Origin of the sequence: Thalassolituus alkanivorans (genome assembly GCF_020447205.1) — a bacterium.
Classification (GTDB): domain Bacteria; phylum Pseudomonadota; class Gammaproteobacteria; order Pseudomonadales; family Oceanobacteraceae; genus Venatoribacter; species Venatoribacter alkanivorans.
In genome coordinates this window covers 162,097-180,510 of sequence record NZ_JAJAEL010000008.1, presented here as the reverse complement: position 1 = coordinate 180,510, position 18,414 = coordinate 162,097, and the positions used below count along the sequence as shown (strand labels likewise).

The following is an 18,414-nucleotide window of genomic DNA, read 5'->3' as shown; positions in this document are numbered from 1 at the left end:
GGAGTAACCAGAACTCGAAGGAATATTAAGTAATTTAAAGGTAACTAAATCGCATAAGAATACAGACTGCCTTGCGGGCACTAATCCAGCCGTTAGCCCAGCCGTGGCTCGGGCAGCGGCAGCAACTCAGCGGTCGCCAGCGCGCGTGCCTGCTCTTCACTCAGCCCCAGCGCACGCAGCACCAGTTCGGCACAGTCACTGCCGGCATCACGCCAGGTGCGCAGACCTTCGCGTACCAGATAAATCGCGCCCAGCACCGAGCTGGCGATCATAGTGACCACCGCCGACAGCTGATCTGCCCGTATGCGGTACTGGCCACACTGAATCCCATCCATCAATACCTGCACCGGCGCGCCGGCACCCAGACGGCGCAAGGCCGCACTGCTGAAGCCAAAACGGCTGATAAAGTTACCCCAGGCCGGTTCTTCGTGGGCGCGACGCACATACAGACGGATCGCAGTCGCCAGCTTGGCCGCCGGATCATTCTGCTGGCGGAAGCTGCTGACAATACGCTGGTTCATATCCGTTGCCAGAGTCACCGCCACTTCTTCAAACAGCCCCTGAATAGAATCGACGTGGTTGTAAACCGTGCCACGGGCAACGCCGGCAATATCCGCCAGCTCGCGCACCGTAACCTGAGTTGCGCCCTTTTCGGCAAACAACTGCAGTGCAGCGTTGTAGATACGGCGCTGGGCGGTGGTTAAACCCGGTTGCAACATCATCGGCTCCTGAAACAAATACAGACACCGGACGTAATAACGCCCGGTGAAATAAAAATTCGGTATGCAGGATGGTTTTATCGACACCCTCTCAGTCTGCGGCAGGAGGGTTTAGAAGCCGGAAGGAACCGGCAAAGAAGGTGCGATTGTACCACAAGCGGGTTGATCGCCTGAACGGGGAAAACGGGGCTCAGAGCCGACAATCGGCGTGTTTGGCTGGAACGGGCTGTTGCAGCCGGGAGCTAACAGTTGCATTCCCACGCGGAGCGCAGGAACGAGAACGCTCTCACCTGGCTCCCACGCTCTGCGTGGTAGCCCTTGCTGGCACAGTTACATTCCCACGCGGAGCGCAGGAACGAGAACGCTCTCACCTGGCTCCCACGCTCTGCGTGGTAGCCCTTGCTGGCACAGTTGCATTCCCACGCGGAGCGCAGGAACGAGAAAAAGATAGGAACGAGAAAAAGATAGGAACGAGAAAAAGACAGGAACGAGAAATCTGAGACAGGAACGAGAAGGGAGGGCCGAATCCGGCCCTAATTCAGCACAACCGGCACTTCCAGAATGGCCGCTATGGTACGTACCAGATCCAGTTCTATCGGACGCTGCTGGCCATCGCTGTTAATGCACACCTGCATGGCTTTCACTAACCGGCCTTTAATATGCGGGTAGGCTTCAGTCAGTTTGGCCAGTGCCTGATTCAGTGGTTTTAAGCTGTTGCTGCGCGGCTGCAGCGCCAGACCATTAAAACCAGCGGCGCTGACGGCGGCGTTAAAGGCTTCACTGGCAGCCTCGGCGGTGTCATGACCAAAGTGCGCAAGGGTCGACAGCACAATGGCCAGTTCGTTAGTCAGTGCCTCGGCTTTTGCGTGTTTGGCGGCAACCGGCTGCACCGGTTCAAACTGCGGATTCAGGTACTGCAGCACCAGCCGGTACAGGCACCATTCGAAGATGTCGATCTCGCCATCGGCTTTGGCCAGCTGCACCAGCGTCTGCCGGAAGTTCTGATACTGAGTGTCCGACAACTGCTTCAGTGCCGGCATCGACAACTCCACCAGCGGTAAGCGTTCGGCCGGATTCAGTCCACGCAGCAACGGCAGAATACGCAGCGTCTGCTGGTAAAAATCCATGCCTTGCTGAGTGCGGATCATATCCAGCTGTTGCTCGTGCACAAAGCGTGAGGGCTCGGCCATCAGCAATGCAAATACCAGCGCGCGGGCGCTGTAGGCATCACGCGCAGCATCCTGCAGACGTGGCAGATTCTGTGCGCTGTCGGCGACCGCGGCTGTTGGTTCAGGCGCAGCAGACTGCTGTGCACCAGCGCCACTGTGGGCCATGCTGACGCCCGCTATTCCTGCGGCAATGCCTCTGGCCAGTGCTTCCTGACTGAGGCCGGCGCCGGCAGTCTGGGTGGCAACTTCCGGGGCTTCGTATTCTGCGGCATCGCGGGTCTGCGGCGGCAGATAGCGGCCGTCCCAGCGCGGATCGACCCGGCGGATACGCTCTTCCAACGGTGGGTGGGTGGCAAACCAGCTCACCCGGAACGGCAGCGCCTGACCAAAAAACAGGTGTGCGGTTTCTTCCCGCTCGGGGCTGCTGATTTCGGAACCGGCGCCATAGCCGATCACTTTCAGCGCGCCGCCGATGCTGTCCGGATTACGGGTAAACTGCACCGCCGAGGCATCGGCCAGAAATTCACGCTGACGCGAGACGGCGGCCTTGATCAGGTTGCCGAAAAAGACACCGCTGTAACCGATCACCACCAGCCCGAGTCCCAAACCAAGCAAGGCCGCGCCGCTGTTGTCTTTACTGTCACGGCTGCGGTAGCGCATGCTGCGTGAGGATGATTCGAGCAGAAAGCGGCCGATCAGGCCGATAAACAGAATACCGAACAGCACCGCCATCAGGCGGATGTTCAGGCGCATATCGCCGTTAAAAATATGACTGAACTCGTGCGCCAGTACGCCCTGCAGCTGGTCGCGGCTGAGCTGTGTCATACAGCCGCGGGTAACCCCGATGACGGCATCGGAAGGCTGATAACCGGCGGCAAAGGCGTTGATGCTGGCATCGTCGAGCACATACACCGGCGGCACCGGCATACCCGAGGCGATGGCCATTTCTTCCACCACATTGAGCAAACGGCGTTCGTAGAAATCTTTGCTGTTGGGCAGCAATAAGCGTCCGCCCAGCGACTCCGCGACTTTACGTCCGCCACCGCGCAGCATCAGCCATTTCACCAGACTGGCGGCGACGATCACCACGATCACGCCGGCAGAAATCAGCAGCCATTGCTCAACATTCATATAGGCAAACAGACCGGGCTGCTGCGGCAGACCGGTTGACGGGTCAAAGGCCAGTTCGGTCACATCGGTGTAGGTGCCGACAATCTGGGTATCGGTTACCCACAACAGTGCGCTCACCAGCATATTCAGCAGCACAATCAGGCAGATCACAGCACCGGCAAATAACAGCACCAGCTGTTTGCTGCGCTTACGCGCCTGATCCTGATGGGAGAAAAAATCCATGATGTATTCCGGATGGAAAGCCGCGGCTGCCAGCAAAGTGGCAGCCGCCGGCAATGTCAGAAGCTGACTTTAGGAGCGCTCTGAATCTGCGCGCTGTCTTCAAATTCCAGCAGTGTGGCATTCGCCGGATGACCGAATTTTGCTGCCAGAACCACCGGCGGGAATGACTGGCGGTAGGTGTTGTAGGCGGTTACCGCATCGTTAAATGCCTGACGGGCAAAGGCCACTTTGTTTTCAGTGCTGGTCAGCTCTTCCGACACCTGCATCATGTTCTGATTGGCTTTTAAATCCGGGTAGGCTTCCATCACCACATTCAGACGACCCAGCGCTCCGGCCAGAGCCCCTTCGGCACCGGCCAGCTGTTTCATGGCATCGGCGGCACCCGGGTTACCCGCTGCGGCTTTTAAGCCTGCTGCCGCCGCATTACGGGCAGTCACAACCGCTTCCAGTGTTTCACTTTCGTGCTTCAGATAGGCTTTGGCGGTTTCGACCAGATTCGGGATCAGGTCATAGCGGCGCTTCAGTTGTACTTCGATCTGGGCGAAGCCATTTTCGTAGCGGTTTTTCAGCGTCACCAGGGTGTTGTAGATATTGATGGCATAGACCACCAACAACGCCAATACGACCAGAATCACGATGGTTGAAGTCGACATAAATATTCCTTGTAGATTTTCCGTTATTTTCTGAACTGACCCGCAGTTACTTGTACCAGCTGCCGGAGGCATTCTGGTAATACTGACCCGCTGCTGCCGCTTTCTGCGTCAGCTTATCACCGGCAATCTTTTCGATATTGGCCAGCGGGGTGTTCTGCTTGGCAGCAATTTCCTGATATTTGGCTTTGCGCTGCTGGTTGATTTCCACCACCAGAGCGGCGGCTTCGCTGTTACCACTGGCCACCAGCCCTAAGTAACCATTGGTCTGTTCGCCCACCAGGCCCATCTGTTTGGCGCCATCGAGGTCCAGTGCCCAGCTGCTGAGCGATACCAGTAAAGCGGCGGTTAATAATGCGATTTTTTTCATAGCTAATTCCTTCTCCGTCGGTTTCGGCTCAGAACAGTCCGTCTTCTTCTTCAAACAGGTTTTCCAGTTCTTTCTCAACCTTCACCCGCACTTCATGTTCAATCTTCACGTTCAGATTAATGGTGATGGGTTTTTCCGGAGCCGCCACTTTTAACGTGCAGGCGCTGAGTGGCGCCAACAGCAACAGCGCCAGCAGCGTGTTTTTCGCCAGCAGGATTAGTTTCATAGCCGTCGGTCCTTCCGATCCTTCGTTAATTTCGCAGTTACTCTATCTGCCTGTCAGGCCAATGCAAAGCCTGACGGGCTGTGATTGTTCATGCTATTTCTTTTTGCGGATACCGTAAGTCGCCTGCGCTTTGGCCTTTGCCTTGGCTTTGGCGCGTTGCTTACGCGGATTACCGCGGCGCTCCAGACCTTCGTCAAAGCTGGGTTCAAAACCCGTCAGCCAGATCATCGGCAGCGGCCGTTTGATCAGCGCTTCGATATCGGCCAGCAGGTTTTCTTCGTCCCGCGCCACCAGACTGATGGCATGACCATCATTGCCTGCGCGCCCGGTACGGCCGATACGGTGTACGTAATCTTCGGCATTAAATGGCAGTTCAAAGTTCACCACATGGCTTAAAGCAACGATATCGATACCGCGTGCCGCTACGTCGGTGGCGATTAAGGCGCGGATTTTACCTTCGCGGAAATCGTCCAGCGCCCGCTGACGCGCGCCCTGACTCTTATCGCCATGCAGGGCATCGGCTTTGATGCCGTCCAGCGCCAGCTCTTTCACCAGTGCATCGGCACCTTGCTTGGTACGCACAAACACCAGCACCTGCTGCCAGTTACCGGAGCCGATCAGAAACGCCAGTGCCGCCGCTTTTTTGCCTTTATCCATCTGATACAGCGTCTGCTGAATGGCATCGACGGTGCTGTTCTCTGGTGTAACTTCCACCAGCAGCGGATCGCTGAGCATACTGTACGCCAGATCTTTTACCGTTTTGGGAAAGGTGGCAGAGAAAAACAGCGTCTGCCGTTCTTTCGGCAAAGCGCGCAGGATGGCAAAGATTTCATCACTGAACCCCAGATCGAGCATACGGTCGGCTTCATCCAGTACCAGCGTACTGACCGCATCCAGCGTCAGGGCTTCCTGACGCAGCAGATCCAGCAGCCGCCCCGGTGTGGCCACCAGAATCTCCAGCCCCTGAGCCAGCGCATCAATCTGCACCTTCAGGCTGACGCCACCATAGGCCACACCGGTGCGCAGGCGCGTGCCCTGACTGTAACGCACGCTGCTGTCGGCAACCTGCTGCGCCAGCTCTCGGGTCGGGGCGATCACCAGCAGGCGTGGCTGCCTGGCAGCGGCTGGTTCCTGCGCCAGTAAACGCTGGATCTGCGGCAACAGAAAGGCGGCGGTTTTGCCGGTACCGGTCTGTGCTCCGGCCAGCACATCGCGCCCGGCCAGCACGGCCGGAATCGCGCCCTGCTGTACCGCCGTTGGCTGTGCATAACCCAGAGCAGCAAGGGTAGAAAGAAGCGGGTCAGTAATACCCAGATCGGCGAACGCCATGGTGAAATTCTCAGGCCGTAAAAGCGCACATTGTAGCATGAGCTGCCCCGCGCTATGGCCTGTGTCGGCTATAGTCAGAACATGCCTGTTCAGCGGAAAAGCCTGTGCCCCGAATCCTGTTTATCCGTTTGTTACTGCTGTTGCCTGTAGCCTTCAGCAGCCATGCCGACACAATCCGCATGGCGGTCGGCCTGGCACTGCCACCCTATGTGATATCCGCCGAAGACCGTGGCATGGAACTGGATATCGTGCGCGAGGCACTGGCTCTCGCTGGCCACCGGCTGTTACCGGTTTATGTGCCCTTTGCCCGTGTGCCGGACAGTTTTAAATCCGGCGATACCGATGCCGCCATGACGGTTACCGAAGCCGCCGGGCTGGCCGCGTTTTATTCTGACGAGCATATCGAATACCGCAATACTCTGGTGGCACTGGCAGAACGCCGGCTGCAGATCACTGCATTCAGTGATCTGCTTGATTACTCACTGCTGGCCTTTCAGAACGCCAGCCATTATCTGCCAGCGGCTTATCAGACGATGGCTGCACAACATCAGAACTACCGTGAAATCGCCCGGCAAAACATTCAGGTTGCCATGCTGTTCAGCGGGCGCATCGACGCCATCGTGCTGGATATTAATATTTTCAATTACTACCGCCGCCAGGAAAGGCAGATGAATGTCAGCGCAGATGTGCAGTTTTTTATGCTGTTTCCGCCAACCGCTTATAAGGTGGCCTTTGCCCGGCAGGCATGGCGGGACGACTTTAACCGTGGTCTGCAACAGCTGCGCAGCAGTGGCCGTTACCAGCAGATTCTCGACGCTTATCTGCGCCCCGAGGCGGGAGCCCTCAGCCCTGATACTGCGCCAGTGCCGCAGTAACCTTCTGCACATAGTTGCGTGTTTCTTCGTATTTAAGCCGCGTGCGCAAATGGGCGTATACCTGCTTCGGGCTCATGGCATTAATGCGCCGCGCCGCCTCTTTAACCGAGGTGTTGCCACTGAAAGCGCGGGCAACGTTACCGGCACCGGTGTTGTAAGCGGCAATCACACAATAAAGGCGGCTTTGCGGATCGGTTACGGCGCTCAGATACTGGCGGTCGAGAATATGCAGATACGCACAACCCAGCTCGATATTGGTCTGTGGTTTAAACAGCTCGGCACCGGTGAGCAGGCGCTCTTTGCCATACACCTTTTTCGTCGCATCACGCCCGGCACTGCCCGGCACAATCTGCATCAGACCAAAGGCCGGTACATGGCTCTGCGCCATCGGGTTAAACGCCGACTCGGTCTGCATAATGGCCATGACCAGAGCCGGAGACACCCGCCATTTAGCAGAAGCCGTCTGCACCAGCGGCAGGAAATTCTGTGCCCGTGCCGGTAACGCCTCGGCCTGCAGCGGAATGGTGACGGTAATCACCTTACCTTTGCTGGTGTTCTGCTGTTGCTGTCTGGCCTGACGCAGCAGGGCATCAATGTCTTCCTGACGGATACCACTGACCCCCTGCGAACTCGACGGCGGCTGGCTGCCGGCTACTTTGTTCAGCAATGGGTCCTGCTGGTACGACTGGCGGATACTGGCCTGCACCACCTTTTCGAATTCGGCGCGGATGCGCGCTTCACTCAGCCGTGCTGCGTCTTCACCGGTAAACGACAGGCGGACTTCGTTATGTTCAAAGTCCACCACACGGCGGGTCTGCAGACGGTTATCGTATTCCACCCAGACTTTCTTATCGGACAGCTCCGGGCGGCTCCAGACCCGCCCAAGGCGGTTCTGATAATCTTTGTAAGCCGCCAGATAGGCCTGGCGATACTGCAGCCATTCCTGCTGAATCGACGCCGCCCCCTCACGCTGCAGACGCTGATAGCGTTCAAAACCAGTCTCGGCACGCACGGCGGCAGGCAGCAGCAAAGCGCCACCCAGAGAGATACTGAAAGCAAGCAGATCACGGCGTTTCATCGGTTTTCCTTTATCTTTCCTGAAGCGGGACACAGCAGAGCGGCTACAGGGTAGTGCATCTGCCAGCGCAAACGAAGTATGGCGGTTTTTTGCGCTGGATCGTTTTTCCGTCAGGCAATCGGAGTTTTAATTTAAACCCCTACAAAATGCCGCTATAATCCCCGCGATTTCAATAACGGTAAGCCGTGAAACCACAGAGTTCGCGCCTTGACTGAAGAATTTATTACCCCCAGGTGCTGCTACCTTGCAGGTAACAGGCCCTATAAGAGGACTCTTCCGTGAAACAACTGAAAGCACTGATCCTGGCAGCCGCCACTCTGCTGATGGCCCAAGCCCACGCTGCAACTGACGCCCAGAACGACAAAATCGCTGAACGCATCAAGCCAGTCGGCACTGTATGTGTTGGCGCTGAGTGTGGCGGCGCGGCGGTTGCACCGGCAGAACCACGTTCTGGTGAAGAAGTATTCGGTGCGGCCTGTACCGCCTGTCACAGCATGGGCGTTCTGGGTGCTCCTAAAAAAGGCGACAAAGCCGCATGGGATGAGCGTCTGGCCAAAGGTATGGACAAAACCCTGCAGAACGCTCTGCACGGTCTGAACGCCATGCCACCTAAAGGCAACTGTGCAAACTGTTCCGATGACGAAATCCTGGCTGCTATCAAGTACATGTCAGGACGTTAATACGTCGGAACATAAAAAAAGCCGCATCGTTGAATGCGGCTTTTTTTTACCCGGAATCTGTCCGGTTCAGCTCAGCTCAACCCGCCCAGATCAGCCCGCCGATGACACCAGGCGGATCACATCCGCATAACCCGGCGGCTTCTGCACCAGACCACGCTGGCGCAGCAGGCCATGCAGTTGCGGTAAACGGTAGTAGGGTACCGATGCCATCAGATGATGTTCGATGTGGAAATTCACCCGCACCGGCGCAACAAAACTGCGTGCCAGCCAACCGGCATGGGTTGTCCGGGTGTTACGCAGCGGGTTATCACTGCCTTCGGTCATGGCATGCTCAGCCATTGCACGGATACGGATAAACAGCGGATAAGGGATCAGCCAGGCTGCCACCCACAGCAGATACAGTTGCGGCCAGCCAGCTGCCCACAACAGCAGGAACAGCAGAGCGTTCACCAGTAACGACGGCAAACTGTTGCGCACAAATGCCGCCACATAGCTGAACAGGCTGCGACCTTCGCGGGGCAACCACTGCACATCATTGGCGACGGTCCACTGCAGCATGCCCGCATTCATCAGCGCGACCCCGGCCAGATATTTCAGCCCGGTCAGGCCACTGAGGTCACGGGCAAATTTGCGCAACATAGAAACCCTGCTGGTTGGCAGGCCGCGCACCAGAGACAAATCAGGATCATCATCACGACCGGTAAAACTGTGATGGCGCATATGGTGGCTGCGGTAGCGGTACAGATCCAGACTGATTGGCCGCGCGCACAGCCAGTCGCTGAGCTGATTATTGCCAAAGCGGCTGTTAAACAGCGTATTGTGACTGGCCTCGTGGGCCAGAATGGCCAGCGCCAGCTGACGCCCGCCCAGAATCATCAGGGCCAGTAACACACCGGGCAATAACAGATACCAGGGCTGCTGCAGAGCCCAGGCTGCCAATATAAAAGCCCCGCCAATAATCAGCCAGGTGGATGCAATCGCCCAACCGCCGCGCCAGTCGGAACGCCGGGTCAGAGCGCGTATTTCTTCGCGCGACAGAAAGTCGGTTACTTTCGGACTGCGTTGCTGACGCAGAAGATCATCGTTAGATGCAGACATAGGCCCTCGCACAACAGCAGAATTATTCTTATTCCTCCATAGTACCCACAAAACACTACATTAAAAAACGTATTATTTAATTTTATGTAATGTTTCTGATCAGGCCTGCGAACGATTGCTCTGCTGATAAAGAGCCTGCCAGATATCGTGACCTACCCGGTCATACTCCAGCAGCACATTCAGATACAGTGCCCGAGCCTCAGCGTCGATCAGCCCGGCAGGCAACAAGGGGTCGAAAACCATCTGCCGGATAGCCTCATCGCCCAGCAGAAACGACTCCCGCGCCGCCTGCTCAAGCGACAGTTCAGGCACCCGCTGCAGCCACTCCTGTAAAATCTGTGTCTGCTGCCGGTAGCCGTTGTTCAGAGCGCTGCAGTCCCAAAGTCCCACAGCCCGTTGCTGACGCACACTATCGAGCCCGGATAACTGAAAAACCATCTGCTCCTCTCCCAGCTTCTGCAGGCGTATACGCAATGCCTCACTGCTACCGGCCAGATTATCCGGGCGCAGATACAGTTCCCGCTCCAGCTCGGCGCAGCCACACAACGCCAGCGCCCGTTCACGCACGGCCAGTTGCTTACGGTCGCTGCGGCCAAGACCGGCACAATGCACGGCCAGCCACTGGCCGTTCCAGGGTTGTAACTGTGCCACCGATTCCCGCCAGCCACGGATCTCACCGGCCAGCGTCCAGGCCCTCGGGGTAAGCTGATATTGTCCGCGCGCAGTAGCTTCAATCAGGCCTTCTGCCGTCAGACGGGTCAGGGCGACACGGATGTGGTTCTCAGCAATATCAAACAAGGCACCGGCGCTGATGGCATCACGGGCGCTGAGCTGTTGCCCGTCAGCCGCCAGCAGCAGTTTCAGAATCAGGGGTTTGGGTTGCAGTTGCATAGACAGCCTTTATTGCAGACAGCGCACCTTAGCGCAGCCGACTGCAAACACCAAGTGCACGCGCCCACCATTGAGTGGCGATTAATAAACATAAATTCAGCGAAACACACTGGCGGAAATCCGTCGTCAGCCGCACGTTATTGTAGAAAAAATGCACTTTTCGCGGTTTTTTTCGTAAAAATTTTTTACACCCTCTGGCGGAAATCTGAGCCTCGGCTATATGTTATGCGAAATAAATTTTCCTCTTCACTTTCCTCAGTAGCGGAGATCAAAACATGGCTGAAGAAGAACTGGATATGCAGGACGAAAACATGGAAGACGATGACGAACTGGAAGCATCTGCCGATGATGACAGCGGCGACGATTCTGACTCTGATTCCGACAGCAGCGATAACGAAGATCTGGCTGCTGCGGCTGCCAGTGCACATTCCTCTCTGGCGGCACGCAATAAAGTACGCGAATCCATGGCGGCCGAAATAGAAGCGTTCCTCGCCCGCGGTGGTCAGATTCAGCAGGTTGACGATAACGTCATGGCCGATCCCCCACGCAAACCACAATCCAGCTACGGCAGTCGTCCGATCTGAGCGGAGCGTCTGTCCGCCACTGGCATTAGGCCGGAGCCGTCAGCCTCTGACGGAGCCGGTCTGCCACTTACGGGCCAGATGATGCCGACCGGTCGACATTTCCCGCGTTTTACTCACACCTCTGTTTTTTTAGCTGGTATGCTCGCCCCAACTTCAGGCAGGAAGCCAGAATTATGTTTATTTATTCAAAGAAGTCCCGGCGCCGTATGCATGCAATTCCCGCAGCCATTGCTCTGTTAGTGGTTACTCTTTTCTGGCTTTTTTCCGGTGCGCATAAAGCACAGGCAGAAACCGTCTTTTCGGCCACCGAGCTATCCAGCTGGTCGGTTGAATGTGAAGACTGCCATCTGGAAGCTCAGTACGATGTTATCGTCGGCGATGTGGTTCGCCTCGAAAGCCGTGAGCATCTGGCGTTACAACGCAGCGTTAAAGAGCAGCCAACACAACCGCAATTAAGCTGGCGCTGGAGTGTCGACCGCTCTGTCGACAGTGGTCCGCTGGTACGGGTGTCGGTCTATCTGCAGGATACCGACGACTGGCCAGAGCGCATTATCCATTACGTCTGGGACAGCAGCCGCGAAGCCGGAAGCCATGAAGCCTTATCCGATTTTGAATATCTGATCGTGGCCACAGGCCTTGGCAGTAAAGCTGAGAGATGGGAAGAGGTCAGCGCTGATCTGAATGCCGACTGGCAGAAACTTTATAACGAACCGCTGCCACCGCTGGATCATCTGGAAGTAGCACTGGGTATGCCGGAGCAGGATATTGTTGCCGGTGCCTTTATCGAAAAAATCAGTCTGACATCTGCTCAGCCAGCGCCCCAACCGCAGCCGGCAATTGCGATAAATGAGTAATTTCCTGATCGGGCTGAACATCTGCTTCTGCCCAGGCAGCATCGCTTAAATTCACCCAGATCGTTTTCATTCCCAGGCGCGCCGCCGCCACAATATCCTGTTCCTGATGATCACCGATATGAATGCACTCCTGTGCAGTCACGCCGGCATGCTGCAGTGCCGCCTGAAATAAATCCGGTTGCGGTTTCGGTGCACCCAGCTGCTCGGCAGTGAAATACGCATGAAACAGCGTGTTAATGCCGATCAGTTCAAGGTCGGCGTTGCCGTTGGTCAGCGCGATTAACGGATACTGTGCCGCCAGTTGCTGTAATGCCTCAGCGGCACCATCAAACAGCGCGACTTCACTGCGCGCGCGGTAAAACACCTGGAATGCCTGCGCGGCAAGCGCGGCGGCGCGTTCACGTTCCACACCGCTTTGCATAAACACCCGGCGCAGCACTTCTTCGCGCAGTTTGGAAACCTGAAAGCGCAATTGCGGATAGCACTCAGCAATCTGATTGCGGTACTCACGCAGCGCTTCAAGGCTGTAGAAAGAGGCCGCCTGCGGGCAGTGTTCACTGATCCAGGCGTGGGTTTTGCGCTCGGCCGCGACAATTACCGGGTCGGTTTCCCACAGGGTGTTGTCGAGGTCGAGGGTCAGCAGACGTAACGCCAAACTCAGGCCACCGGAATCTGTGGCAGACGCAGGGCTAGAATATCGGCGATATAGTCGAGGAACAGGGTGTCCATCGAGCTGCGGTAATAACCCGGGTCCGCACTGGCAATGGTCAGCACACCGTTATTGCCCTGACCACGGATCTGCGCCGCTGCCACCGAGCGGGTGTCGGTGGTATCAATTCCCAGCAGGCGGGCAATATCTTCAGCACCCAACTGCCCGCAAAGCGCACGGTGGCCTTTGAATAAGCGATGAATATTACGCTGGGTGTCGGCATTGCGGATCGCCACCAGCGGTGCATCCAGATTACGTTCGGTAAAATGCAGCAGCGCCCAGGCATCCACACCAAAGTCTTTGCGCAGGGAATCATCCAGTGCCGCCTGCACCGCCAGCCAGTTTTCTGCTTCCACCAGCGCCAGCACCAGACGACGGCTTTTCTCAAACAACTGGTCATTACGGCGGGCGTTTTCCAGCAGATCAGACAGGCGCTGACGCAGCTCGACGTTGCGCTGGCGGTGTACCGACAACTGGCGTTCAACCAGACTGGTCGCCGCGCCGGCATTGTGCGGTACACGCAGATCGGCCAGTAAGTCGTCTTTGCCGATAAAAAAGTCCGGGTGGTCCTGCAGGTACTGCACGACATCGGCATCGGTTAAGCGGGGTTGCTGGCTCATTCCTGTCCTTCCTAAATATTGATCCGGCCTTCGAAGACCGTCACCGCCGGGCCAGTCATGCGTACACTTGACTGACCATCCCATTCTATAAACAAATCACCGCCGGGCAATGACACGGTAACACCGGGCTTCAGCCAGCCACGCAGCTGACCGGACACCACCGCCGCACAGGCACCGGTACCACAGGCGAGGGTTTCGCCCGCACCGCGTTCGTACACGCGCAGGCGGACATGGTGCTCGTCCACCACCTGCATAAAGCCGACATTCACTTTACGCGGGAACAAACGGTGCGGTTCGATCAGTGGTCCCCACTGCTCAACCGGAGCCGTGTCGATATCCTCAACACGCAGTACCGCATGGGGGTTGCCCATCGAAACAGCACCCAGCGCCACCTCACCAATGCCTTCGATGTTCACTTGATATTCAGGTGCAAAGCCATCGGCGATAAACGGAATCTGCGCTGGTTCGAGTACAGGCTTGCCCATATCGACCACCACCTGACGATCGTCGGTCAGGTGCAGTTCCATAATGCCACTGGCAGTTTCAACGCGGATATCACGCTTGCCGGTCAGGTGCTGATCGTAAACAAAACGGGCGAAACAGCGCGCGCCGTTGCCACAGTTTTCTACTTCACTGCCATCGGCGTTAAAAATACGGTAGCGGAAATCCACATCCGGCTTACTGGGCTGTTCAACGATCAGCAGCTGATCGAAGCCGATACCGAAATTCCGGTCTGCCAGTTCACGCACCCGGTCCGGACGGATATGACCACTCTGGGTGACCAGATCGATCACCATAAAGTCATTTCCCAGACCGTGCATTTTGCTGAACTTTAACCACATAGTTGTATTCGCTCAGTTGGCCGGCAGAACAGATTCACCAGCATAGAGGCTGGCAATGGTTTCGCGCTCACGCACCACATGGGCCTGAGTACCATCGACCATAATCTCGGCAGCGCGGCCACGGGTGTTGTAGTTGGATGCCATGACAAAACCATAAGCACCAGCCGACATTACCGCCAGCAGATCGCCTTCGCTCAGTGCCAGCTCGCGGTTCTTACCGAGGAAGTCACCGGTTTCACACACCGGGCCAACCAGATCGTAAGTACGCAGCGGCGCATCGCTGTTCTCAACCACAGGTTTGATGTCCTGCCAGGCGCTGTACAGCGCCGGACGGATCAGGTCATTCATCGCACCGTCAATGATGGCAAAGTTTTTGTGGTCGTTCAGCTTCAGGTATTCCACACGGGTGAGGAATACACCGGCATTGGCGGCCACAGAACGGCCCGGCTCAAAAATCAGTTTAAAGCGACGCTCGCCCAGACGGGCTTTAACCGCGGCAATATATTCTTCGGCACTGGCTGGTGTTTCATCACGGTACTGCACACCCAGACCGCCACCCAGATCGAGGTGCTCAATGGTGATGCCCTGCTCTGCCAGGGTATCGATCAGCACCAGCAGACGATCCAGCGCGTCGAGGAACGGACGGATCTCGGTCAGCTGACTGCCAATATGGCAATCCACACCTTTCACTTCAAGGCCCGGCAGGCTCGCCGCTTTGGCGTACACGCGCGGCGCATCGTTGATATCGACGCCGAACTTGTTGTCTTTCAGACCGGTGGAAATATAAGGGTGGGTCTGGGCATCGACATCCGGGTTAACGCGCAGGGAAACGTGCGCTACCTGACCGCGCTCGGTGGCTACCGCACTCAGACGCTCCAGCTCGGCTTCGGACTCGACGTTAAAGCAGTAAACGCCCACTTCCAGCGCGCGCGCCATTTCATGAGCCTGTTTGCCTACACCGGAGAACACCACTTTTTTCGGGTCTCCGCCTGCCGCCAGCACACGCTCCAGTTCGCCCAGGCTGACGATATCGAAACCGGCACCCTGTTGCGCCAGCACGTTCAGTACTGCCAGGTTGGAGTTGGCTTTAACCGCGTAGCACACCAGATGCGGCCATTCGCCCAGAGCTTTGGTGTACGCGTTGAAATGTTGTTCCAGAGCGGTACGGGAATACACGTACAGCGGCGTACCGTGCTGGCTGGCCAGTGCGGCAAGAGAAACCTGTTCGGCGTGCAGCACGCCATTCTGATATGTAAACATCGGCATGGTGAGGATTACTTTTCCATAGAATCTGCGGTGGCAGGAGCATCCTCCGGCAGATACAGCGGGCCTTTTTGTCCACAGGCAGACAGTCCGGCTGCCAGCAGCAGGGACAGTAAGATGAAAACAACGGGGCGTGCACGCATCATCGGGAATCTCCGGAATTTGGCGGCATTATACGGGGATTCCTGCACACTGTCTGCGGCTGCAGAAGGCAGATAATACTCAGGGATTGCTGTCGTTCACGGCCTGATTCAGACGATTTTCAAGGCGCTGCTTTACCTGCAGGTGCTCAATAATACTAAAGCTGTCAGGCAGCACGATATCACTCAGGCAAAGAGGATAGGCTTCATGACTGCTGCGCAGACGACGCACCTCCGCCGCCACTTCGCGGTAAAGATCACCACCAAATTGCCAGGCACTGTACTCCAGATTATTGCAGTACAGAGTGGGTTGCTGCTGCGCATCCAGCACCGCGCGCAGGTCGATGCTGGCACTCTGCTCCGCCAGCTCCGGCAAGCGGCGGCGCACCATCTCAAACTCATAGCTCTGTGGTTTACGGCGTAATTCAAACAGCATCAGCTTACGTGGCTGCACCCGCCCGCTCTGCTGCTGCCAGCGCTGATCAAGCTGGCGCAGAAAACGCACCAGCGGCAATAACCACTGACTGCTGTTACCGCTATCCGGCCACTGCTGATGCAGCAATGCGCCTTTTTCGTCGAGAAAATAAAAGAACAAGCGCCCGTCTTTGCGCCAGTAAAACAGCTGCCACAAGCCACTGCGACTCTGCTCAAAGATCAGCCGCAACGGGCTGGAATGCAGCGCTGCACGGTCGAGGATATAGGGCGTAAAATGGGTAAGTGGGCGCTGCAGCAGCGCCAGTAATTTCATCGGGGAATCGGCAATGCGCAGCTGTACCCCCTCACGGCTGTTTTCCAGCAGGTAATAGGTTTCGGCGGCTTCGATCAGATAAGGCGAGCGCGGCTGTGCGCTGAAATGATTGAGCACATCATCCAGCAGTTGCTCGACACGGATGCGAATGGCACTGGAGCGGGTGGCGCAGTGGCACTGAATATTCATCGCCGGCCAGCCAAACTGTTTCACCTGCGGCAGGTACTGCAGCATATGTTGCAGACACTGCAGCATGGCGGCATCGCCGCTGAAGCGTTCCACCAGCCATTCGCCCCAGCTGTTAATGCTGACCAGATCGATGGTCAGAATCAGGTTTTCGCGCGCGGCACTGTAGCCCAGTGCATCGTCGCGGTTACTGATTTTCTGCATACCGCGGCGGCTCAACTGATGCTGCGGATCAACACCGACGTTAACCATTAAATGCCACTGCAGCGGCCGCGCCGGATGGCGGAAATCTTCGGCCTGTGGCTGGTATGGCTGCAGCGAACGGATCACCTGCAGCACTTCTTTCAGCTCATAAGTACTGAGCGGGTTGTACTGCGGATAGAGCGCAATCCGCGTATGACTCTGCAGCAGTTCATTAAAGCGCGCGAAACACAGCAGCTCGACCAGACTGGGCGATTGTTTCAGAACCTGTTCGCGGTCGGGTGCGGCGCCGGGATCAGCCTCGTTACGGCGGAACTGACCGGGAATTAATTGCCAGACATTCTTGCGCAGATTCAGCGACAGCTTTTCCTGCCCCAGCGACGGGCTGATACCCGGATTGATGCTGATTATTTTTCCCGGCCGGGTATCGAAGGCAGCGTATAAGCGGTTACCCAGCACCTGCAGATCACCTTTGCTGATATGCAGGCGCGGCGCGTATTTCTGACTGAAGCCGGCCAGAAAGCGATAGCTGCTGAGCATCTCGCTGATCAGCGCGTTACGCTCGCGGGCAATGCGTACCGGCGACCATTGCGGGCGCTGATCCAGTTCGTAAAAATCGTGTTCGCTCCAGCCCCAGCCGGCGCACAGTTTGCGCATCACCCCGGTACGCCAGCTGTTCTGCTGGGCGCTGCTCAGCTCCGACATCGGGAGTCTGGCTTTGTAATAAAACGCGCGCCGTGCCAGCTGAATGCGTACATCACTGCCTTCGCTCTGCAGCTGTGCGGTCAGCCGGGTCAGCATCAGCAGGTAGGCATCGTTACTTTCGACATCCACCAGCCCCTGATGCACCTGATCTTTCAGGTCCCAGCACAGTGGGCGGATACGCGGATACTGGCTGGCATAGTGGCGGGTCAGCAGCAGTTTCAGCAGCGATTTATACGGATCACTCAGCCCCTTATTCAGCTGCCATAAACCGGCACCGACAAACTCGGCCGGGGGAATGCTGGGGATGGCACCAAAATCCAGCCAGTGGTCAGCATGCACACGATGATGATGGACCAGCCCCTGCCAGAAAGCCTCGGCATTACGCTCTTCTTCATTGGGAATAATCCACCAGCGCGGCTGGCAACCGGCTAACCACAACGCACTGCGGTAAAACTCATCCAGCAACAGCAGGTGCTGGGTGCTGCCGCAATCTTCGCCCTGTGCCGACTGACTCTGGCCACGGCGGAAATCGCTCAGATTCATCAGAAAAAAATGCAGCTCAACGTTCTGGCTTTCTGCCCAGCGCTCAATCAGTTCACACTTTTTTCCCAGCGCACTCAGCTGGCCATTATCCAGGCTCTCGTCGTAGCACAGCCAGACATCCAGATCGCTGGAGCGCGCCTGCGCCAGCGAGCCGACACTGCCCATTAAATACAAACCGGTGATCTGGCGGTTGCTGAACCCGCGTGGCGGCTGCACGCCACGGGCAATGCTCTGCAGACTCTGCAATTGCTGCGCGCTGGCGTTGTAATGGGCGATGCCACAGGGCACCTGATGATCAATGAAACCGGGAAGTTGCTGGTGATTAAGATGCAGCAGCAGTGGCAGCACATCGAGCACGATCTGCTGGCGGCTGGTCATCAGGCTGCGGGTACACTCAAGCCGCGCTTTATTGAGTTGCAGAAACGCGCTGTGCCACTGGTGAACCTGTTGCTGAGAGATCGGACTGGTGATGGCTGGTGTCATCCCCAGAGTATAGATGGCATTTCAGGCCGGGGATGTTTGCGGGCGGACAGAACGCCCTGAACAAGGCAGAAAAAGAAGGGAAATCCCGTCAGCGCAGA

General features: G+C 56.9%; 19 protein-coding genes. 4 read left to right on the top strand and 15 right to left on the bottom strand.

From position 1 onward, the window contains the following. Positions 1 to 92: 92 nt before the first annotated feature. The 6 genes from LGT44_RS06370 to LGT44_RS06345 form a co-directional block, all read right to left on the bottom strand. Entirely contained in the window at positions 93 to 722 is a 630-nt protein-coding gene (locus LGT44_RS06370; RefSeq protein WP_222428500.1) for a TetR/AcrR family transcriptional regulator, read from the bottom strand. Between the two features lie 530 nt (positions 723 to 1,252). Beyond that, positions 1,253 to 3,241 carry a M48 family metallopeptidase gene (locus LGT44_RS06365; RefSeq protein WP_230333537.1) on the bottom strand — a complete coding sequence of 663 codons (1,989 nt, stop codon included), beginning with the start codon at positions 3,239 to 3,241 and terminating at the stop codon, positions 1,253 to 1,255. Positions 3,242 to 3,297: 56 nt separating this feature from the next. Continuing rightward, the gene (locus LGT44_RS06360) at positions 3,298 to 3,894 is read right to left on the bottom strand and encodes a LemA family protein (RefSeq protein WP_145467787.1); all 597 of its coding nucleotides are present in this window, start codon (positions 3,892 to 3,894) and stop codon (positions 3,298 to 3,300) included. 46 nt (positions 3,895 to 3,940) lie between these two features. Then, a complete protein-coding gene (locus tag LGT44_RS06355) occupies positions 3,941 to 4,261 on the bottom strand; it encodes a YdbL family protein (RefSeq protein ID WP_145467785.1) in 321 nt (106 codons plus the stop codon). A 28-nt stretch (positions 4,262 to 4,289) separates the two neighbouring features. Beyond that, positions 4,290 to 4,487, bottom strand: coding sequence for a YnbE family lipoprotein (locus tag LGT44_RS06350; RefSeq protein ID WP_145467782.1), 198 nt, complete (start codon positions 4,485 to 4,487; stop codon positions 4,290 to 4,292). Positions 4,488 to 4,580: 93 nt separating this feature from the next. Beyond that, complete coding sequence (locus LGT44_RS06345) at positions 4,581 to 5,816, bottom strand: DEAD/DEAH box helicase (RefSeq protein WP_230331052.1); 1,236 nt, start codon at positions 5,814 to 5,816, stop codon at positions 4,581 to 4,583. Between the two features lie 104 nt (positions 5,817 to 5,920). On the opposite strand from LGT44_RS06345, the gene LGT44_RS06340 reads away from it, so the two are divergent. Further along, the gene (locus LGT44_RS06340) at positions 5,921 to 6,691 is read left to right on the top strand and encodes a substrate-binding periplasmic protein (RefSeq protein WP_230331051.1); all 771 of its coding nucleotides are present in this window, start codon (positions 5,921 to 5,923) and stop codon (positions 6,689 to 6,691) included. Here LGT44_RS06340 and LGT44_RS06335 read toward each other — a convergent pair. Next, positions 6,660 to 7,769, bottom strand: coding sequence for a transglycosylase SLT domain-containing protein (locus LGT44_RS06335; RefSeq protein ID WP_230331050.1), 1,110 nt, complete (start codon positions 7,767 to 7,769; stop codon positions 6,660 to 6,662). The two genes, LGT44_RS06340 and LGT44_RS06335, sit on opposite strands and share 32 nt — an antisense overlap. 278 nt (positions 7,770 to 8,047) lie before the next feature. Between LGT44_RS06335 and LGT44_RS06330 the strand changes: the two genes are divergently transcribed. Beyond that, a complete protein-coding gene (locus LGT44_RS06330; RefSeq protein WP_230331049.1) occupies positions 8,048 to 8,449 on the top strand; it encodes a c-type cytochrome in 402 nt (133 codons plus the stop codon). A 90-nt stretch (positions 8,450 to 8,539) separates the two neighbouring features. On the opposite strand, the gene LGT44_RS06325 is transcribed toward LGT44_RS06330, so the two are convergent. Both LGT44_RS06325 and LGT44_RS06320 read right to left on the bottom strand, forming a co-directional pair. Continuing rightward, entirely contained in the window at positions 8,540 to 9,547 is a 1,008-nt protein-coding gene (locus LGT44_RS06325; protein WP_145467776.1) for a fatty acid desaturase family protein, read from the bottom strand. Positions 9,548 to 9,646: 99 nt separating this feature from the next. Next, entirely contained in the window at positions 9,647 to 10,438 is a 792-nt protein-coding gene (locus tag LGT44_RS06320; RefSeq protein WP_230331048.1) for a PaaX family transcriptional regulator C-terminal domain-containing protein, read from the bottom strand. A gap of 275 nt (positions 10,439 to 10,713) precedes the next feature. On the opposite strand from LGT44_RS06320, the gene LGT44_RS06315 reads away from it, so the two are divergent. Continuing rightward, a complete protein-coding gene (locus tag LGT44_RS06315) occupies positions 10,714 to 11,022 on the top strand; it encodes a hypothetical protein (RefSeq protein ID WP_145467772.1) in 309 nt (102 codons plus the stop codon). Between the two features lie 173 nt (positions 11,023 to 11,195). Further along, positions 11,196 to 11,876, top strand: coding sequence for a DUF3047 domain-containing protein (locus LGT44_RS06310; RefSeq protein WP_225691129.1), 681 nt, complete (start codon positions 11,196 to 11,198; stop codon positions 11,874 to 11,876). Here LGT44_RS06310 and LGT44_RS06305 read toward each other — a convergent pair. The 6 genes from LGT44_RS06305 to LGT44_RS06280 form a co-directional block, all read right to left on the bottom strand. Continuing rightward, positions 11,815 to 12,531, bottom strand: a complete 717-nt coding sequence (locus tag LGT44_RS06305) for an HAD family hydrolase (protein WP_230331047.1) — start codon at positions 12,529 to 12,531, stop codon at positions 11,815 to 11,817. The two genes, LGT44_RS06310 and LGT44_RS06305, sit on opposite strands and share 62 nt — an antisense overlap. A 2-nt stretch (positions 12,532 to 12,533) precedes the next feature. Continuing rightward, positions 12,534 to 13,205 (bottom strand): DUF484 family protein, encoded by a 672-nt coding sequence (locus LGT44_RS06300; protein ID WP_186435836.1) that lies wholly within the window; start codon positions 13,203 to 13,205, stop codon positions 12,534 to 12,536. An 11-nt stretch (positions 13,206 to 13,216) separates the two neighbouring features. Next, positions 13,217 to 14,047: a diaminopimelate epimerase gene (gene dapF / locus LGT44_RS06295; RefSeq protein WP_230331046.1), complete on the bottom strand. Its 831-nt coding sequence runs from the start codon at positions 14,045 to 14,047 to the stop codon at positions 13,217 to 13,219. 12 nt (positions 14,048 to 14,059) lie between these two features. Beyond that, complete coding sequence (gene lysA / locus LGT44_RS06290; protein WP_145467762.1) at positions 14,060 to 15,313, bottom strand: diaminopimelate decarboxylase; 1,254 nt, start codon at positions 15,311 to 15,313, stop codon at positions 14,060 to 14,062. 8 nt (positions 15,314 to 15,321) lie between these two features. Then, on the bottom strand, positions 15,322 to 15,453 hold the full coding sequence (gene lptM, locus LGT44_RS06285; protein WP_222428519.1) for an LPS translocon maturation chaperone LptM: 132 nt from the start codon (positions 15,451 to 15,453) through the stop codon (positions 15,322 to 15,324). Positions 15,454 to 15,532: 79 nt separating this feature from the next. After that, positions 15,533 to 18,316, bottom strand: coding sequence for a class I adenylate cyclase (locus tag LGT44_RS06280; RefSeq protein WP_230331045.1), 2,784 nt, complete (start codon positions 18,314 to 18,316; stop codon positions 15,533 to 15,535). Positions 18,317 to 18,414 lie beyond the last annotated feature (98 nt).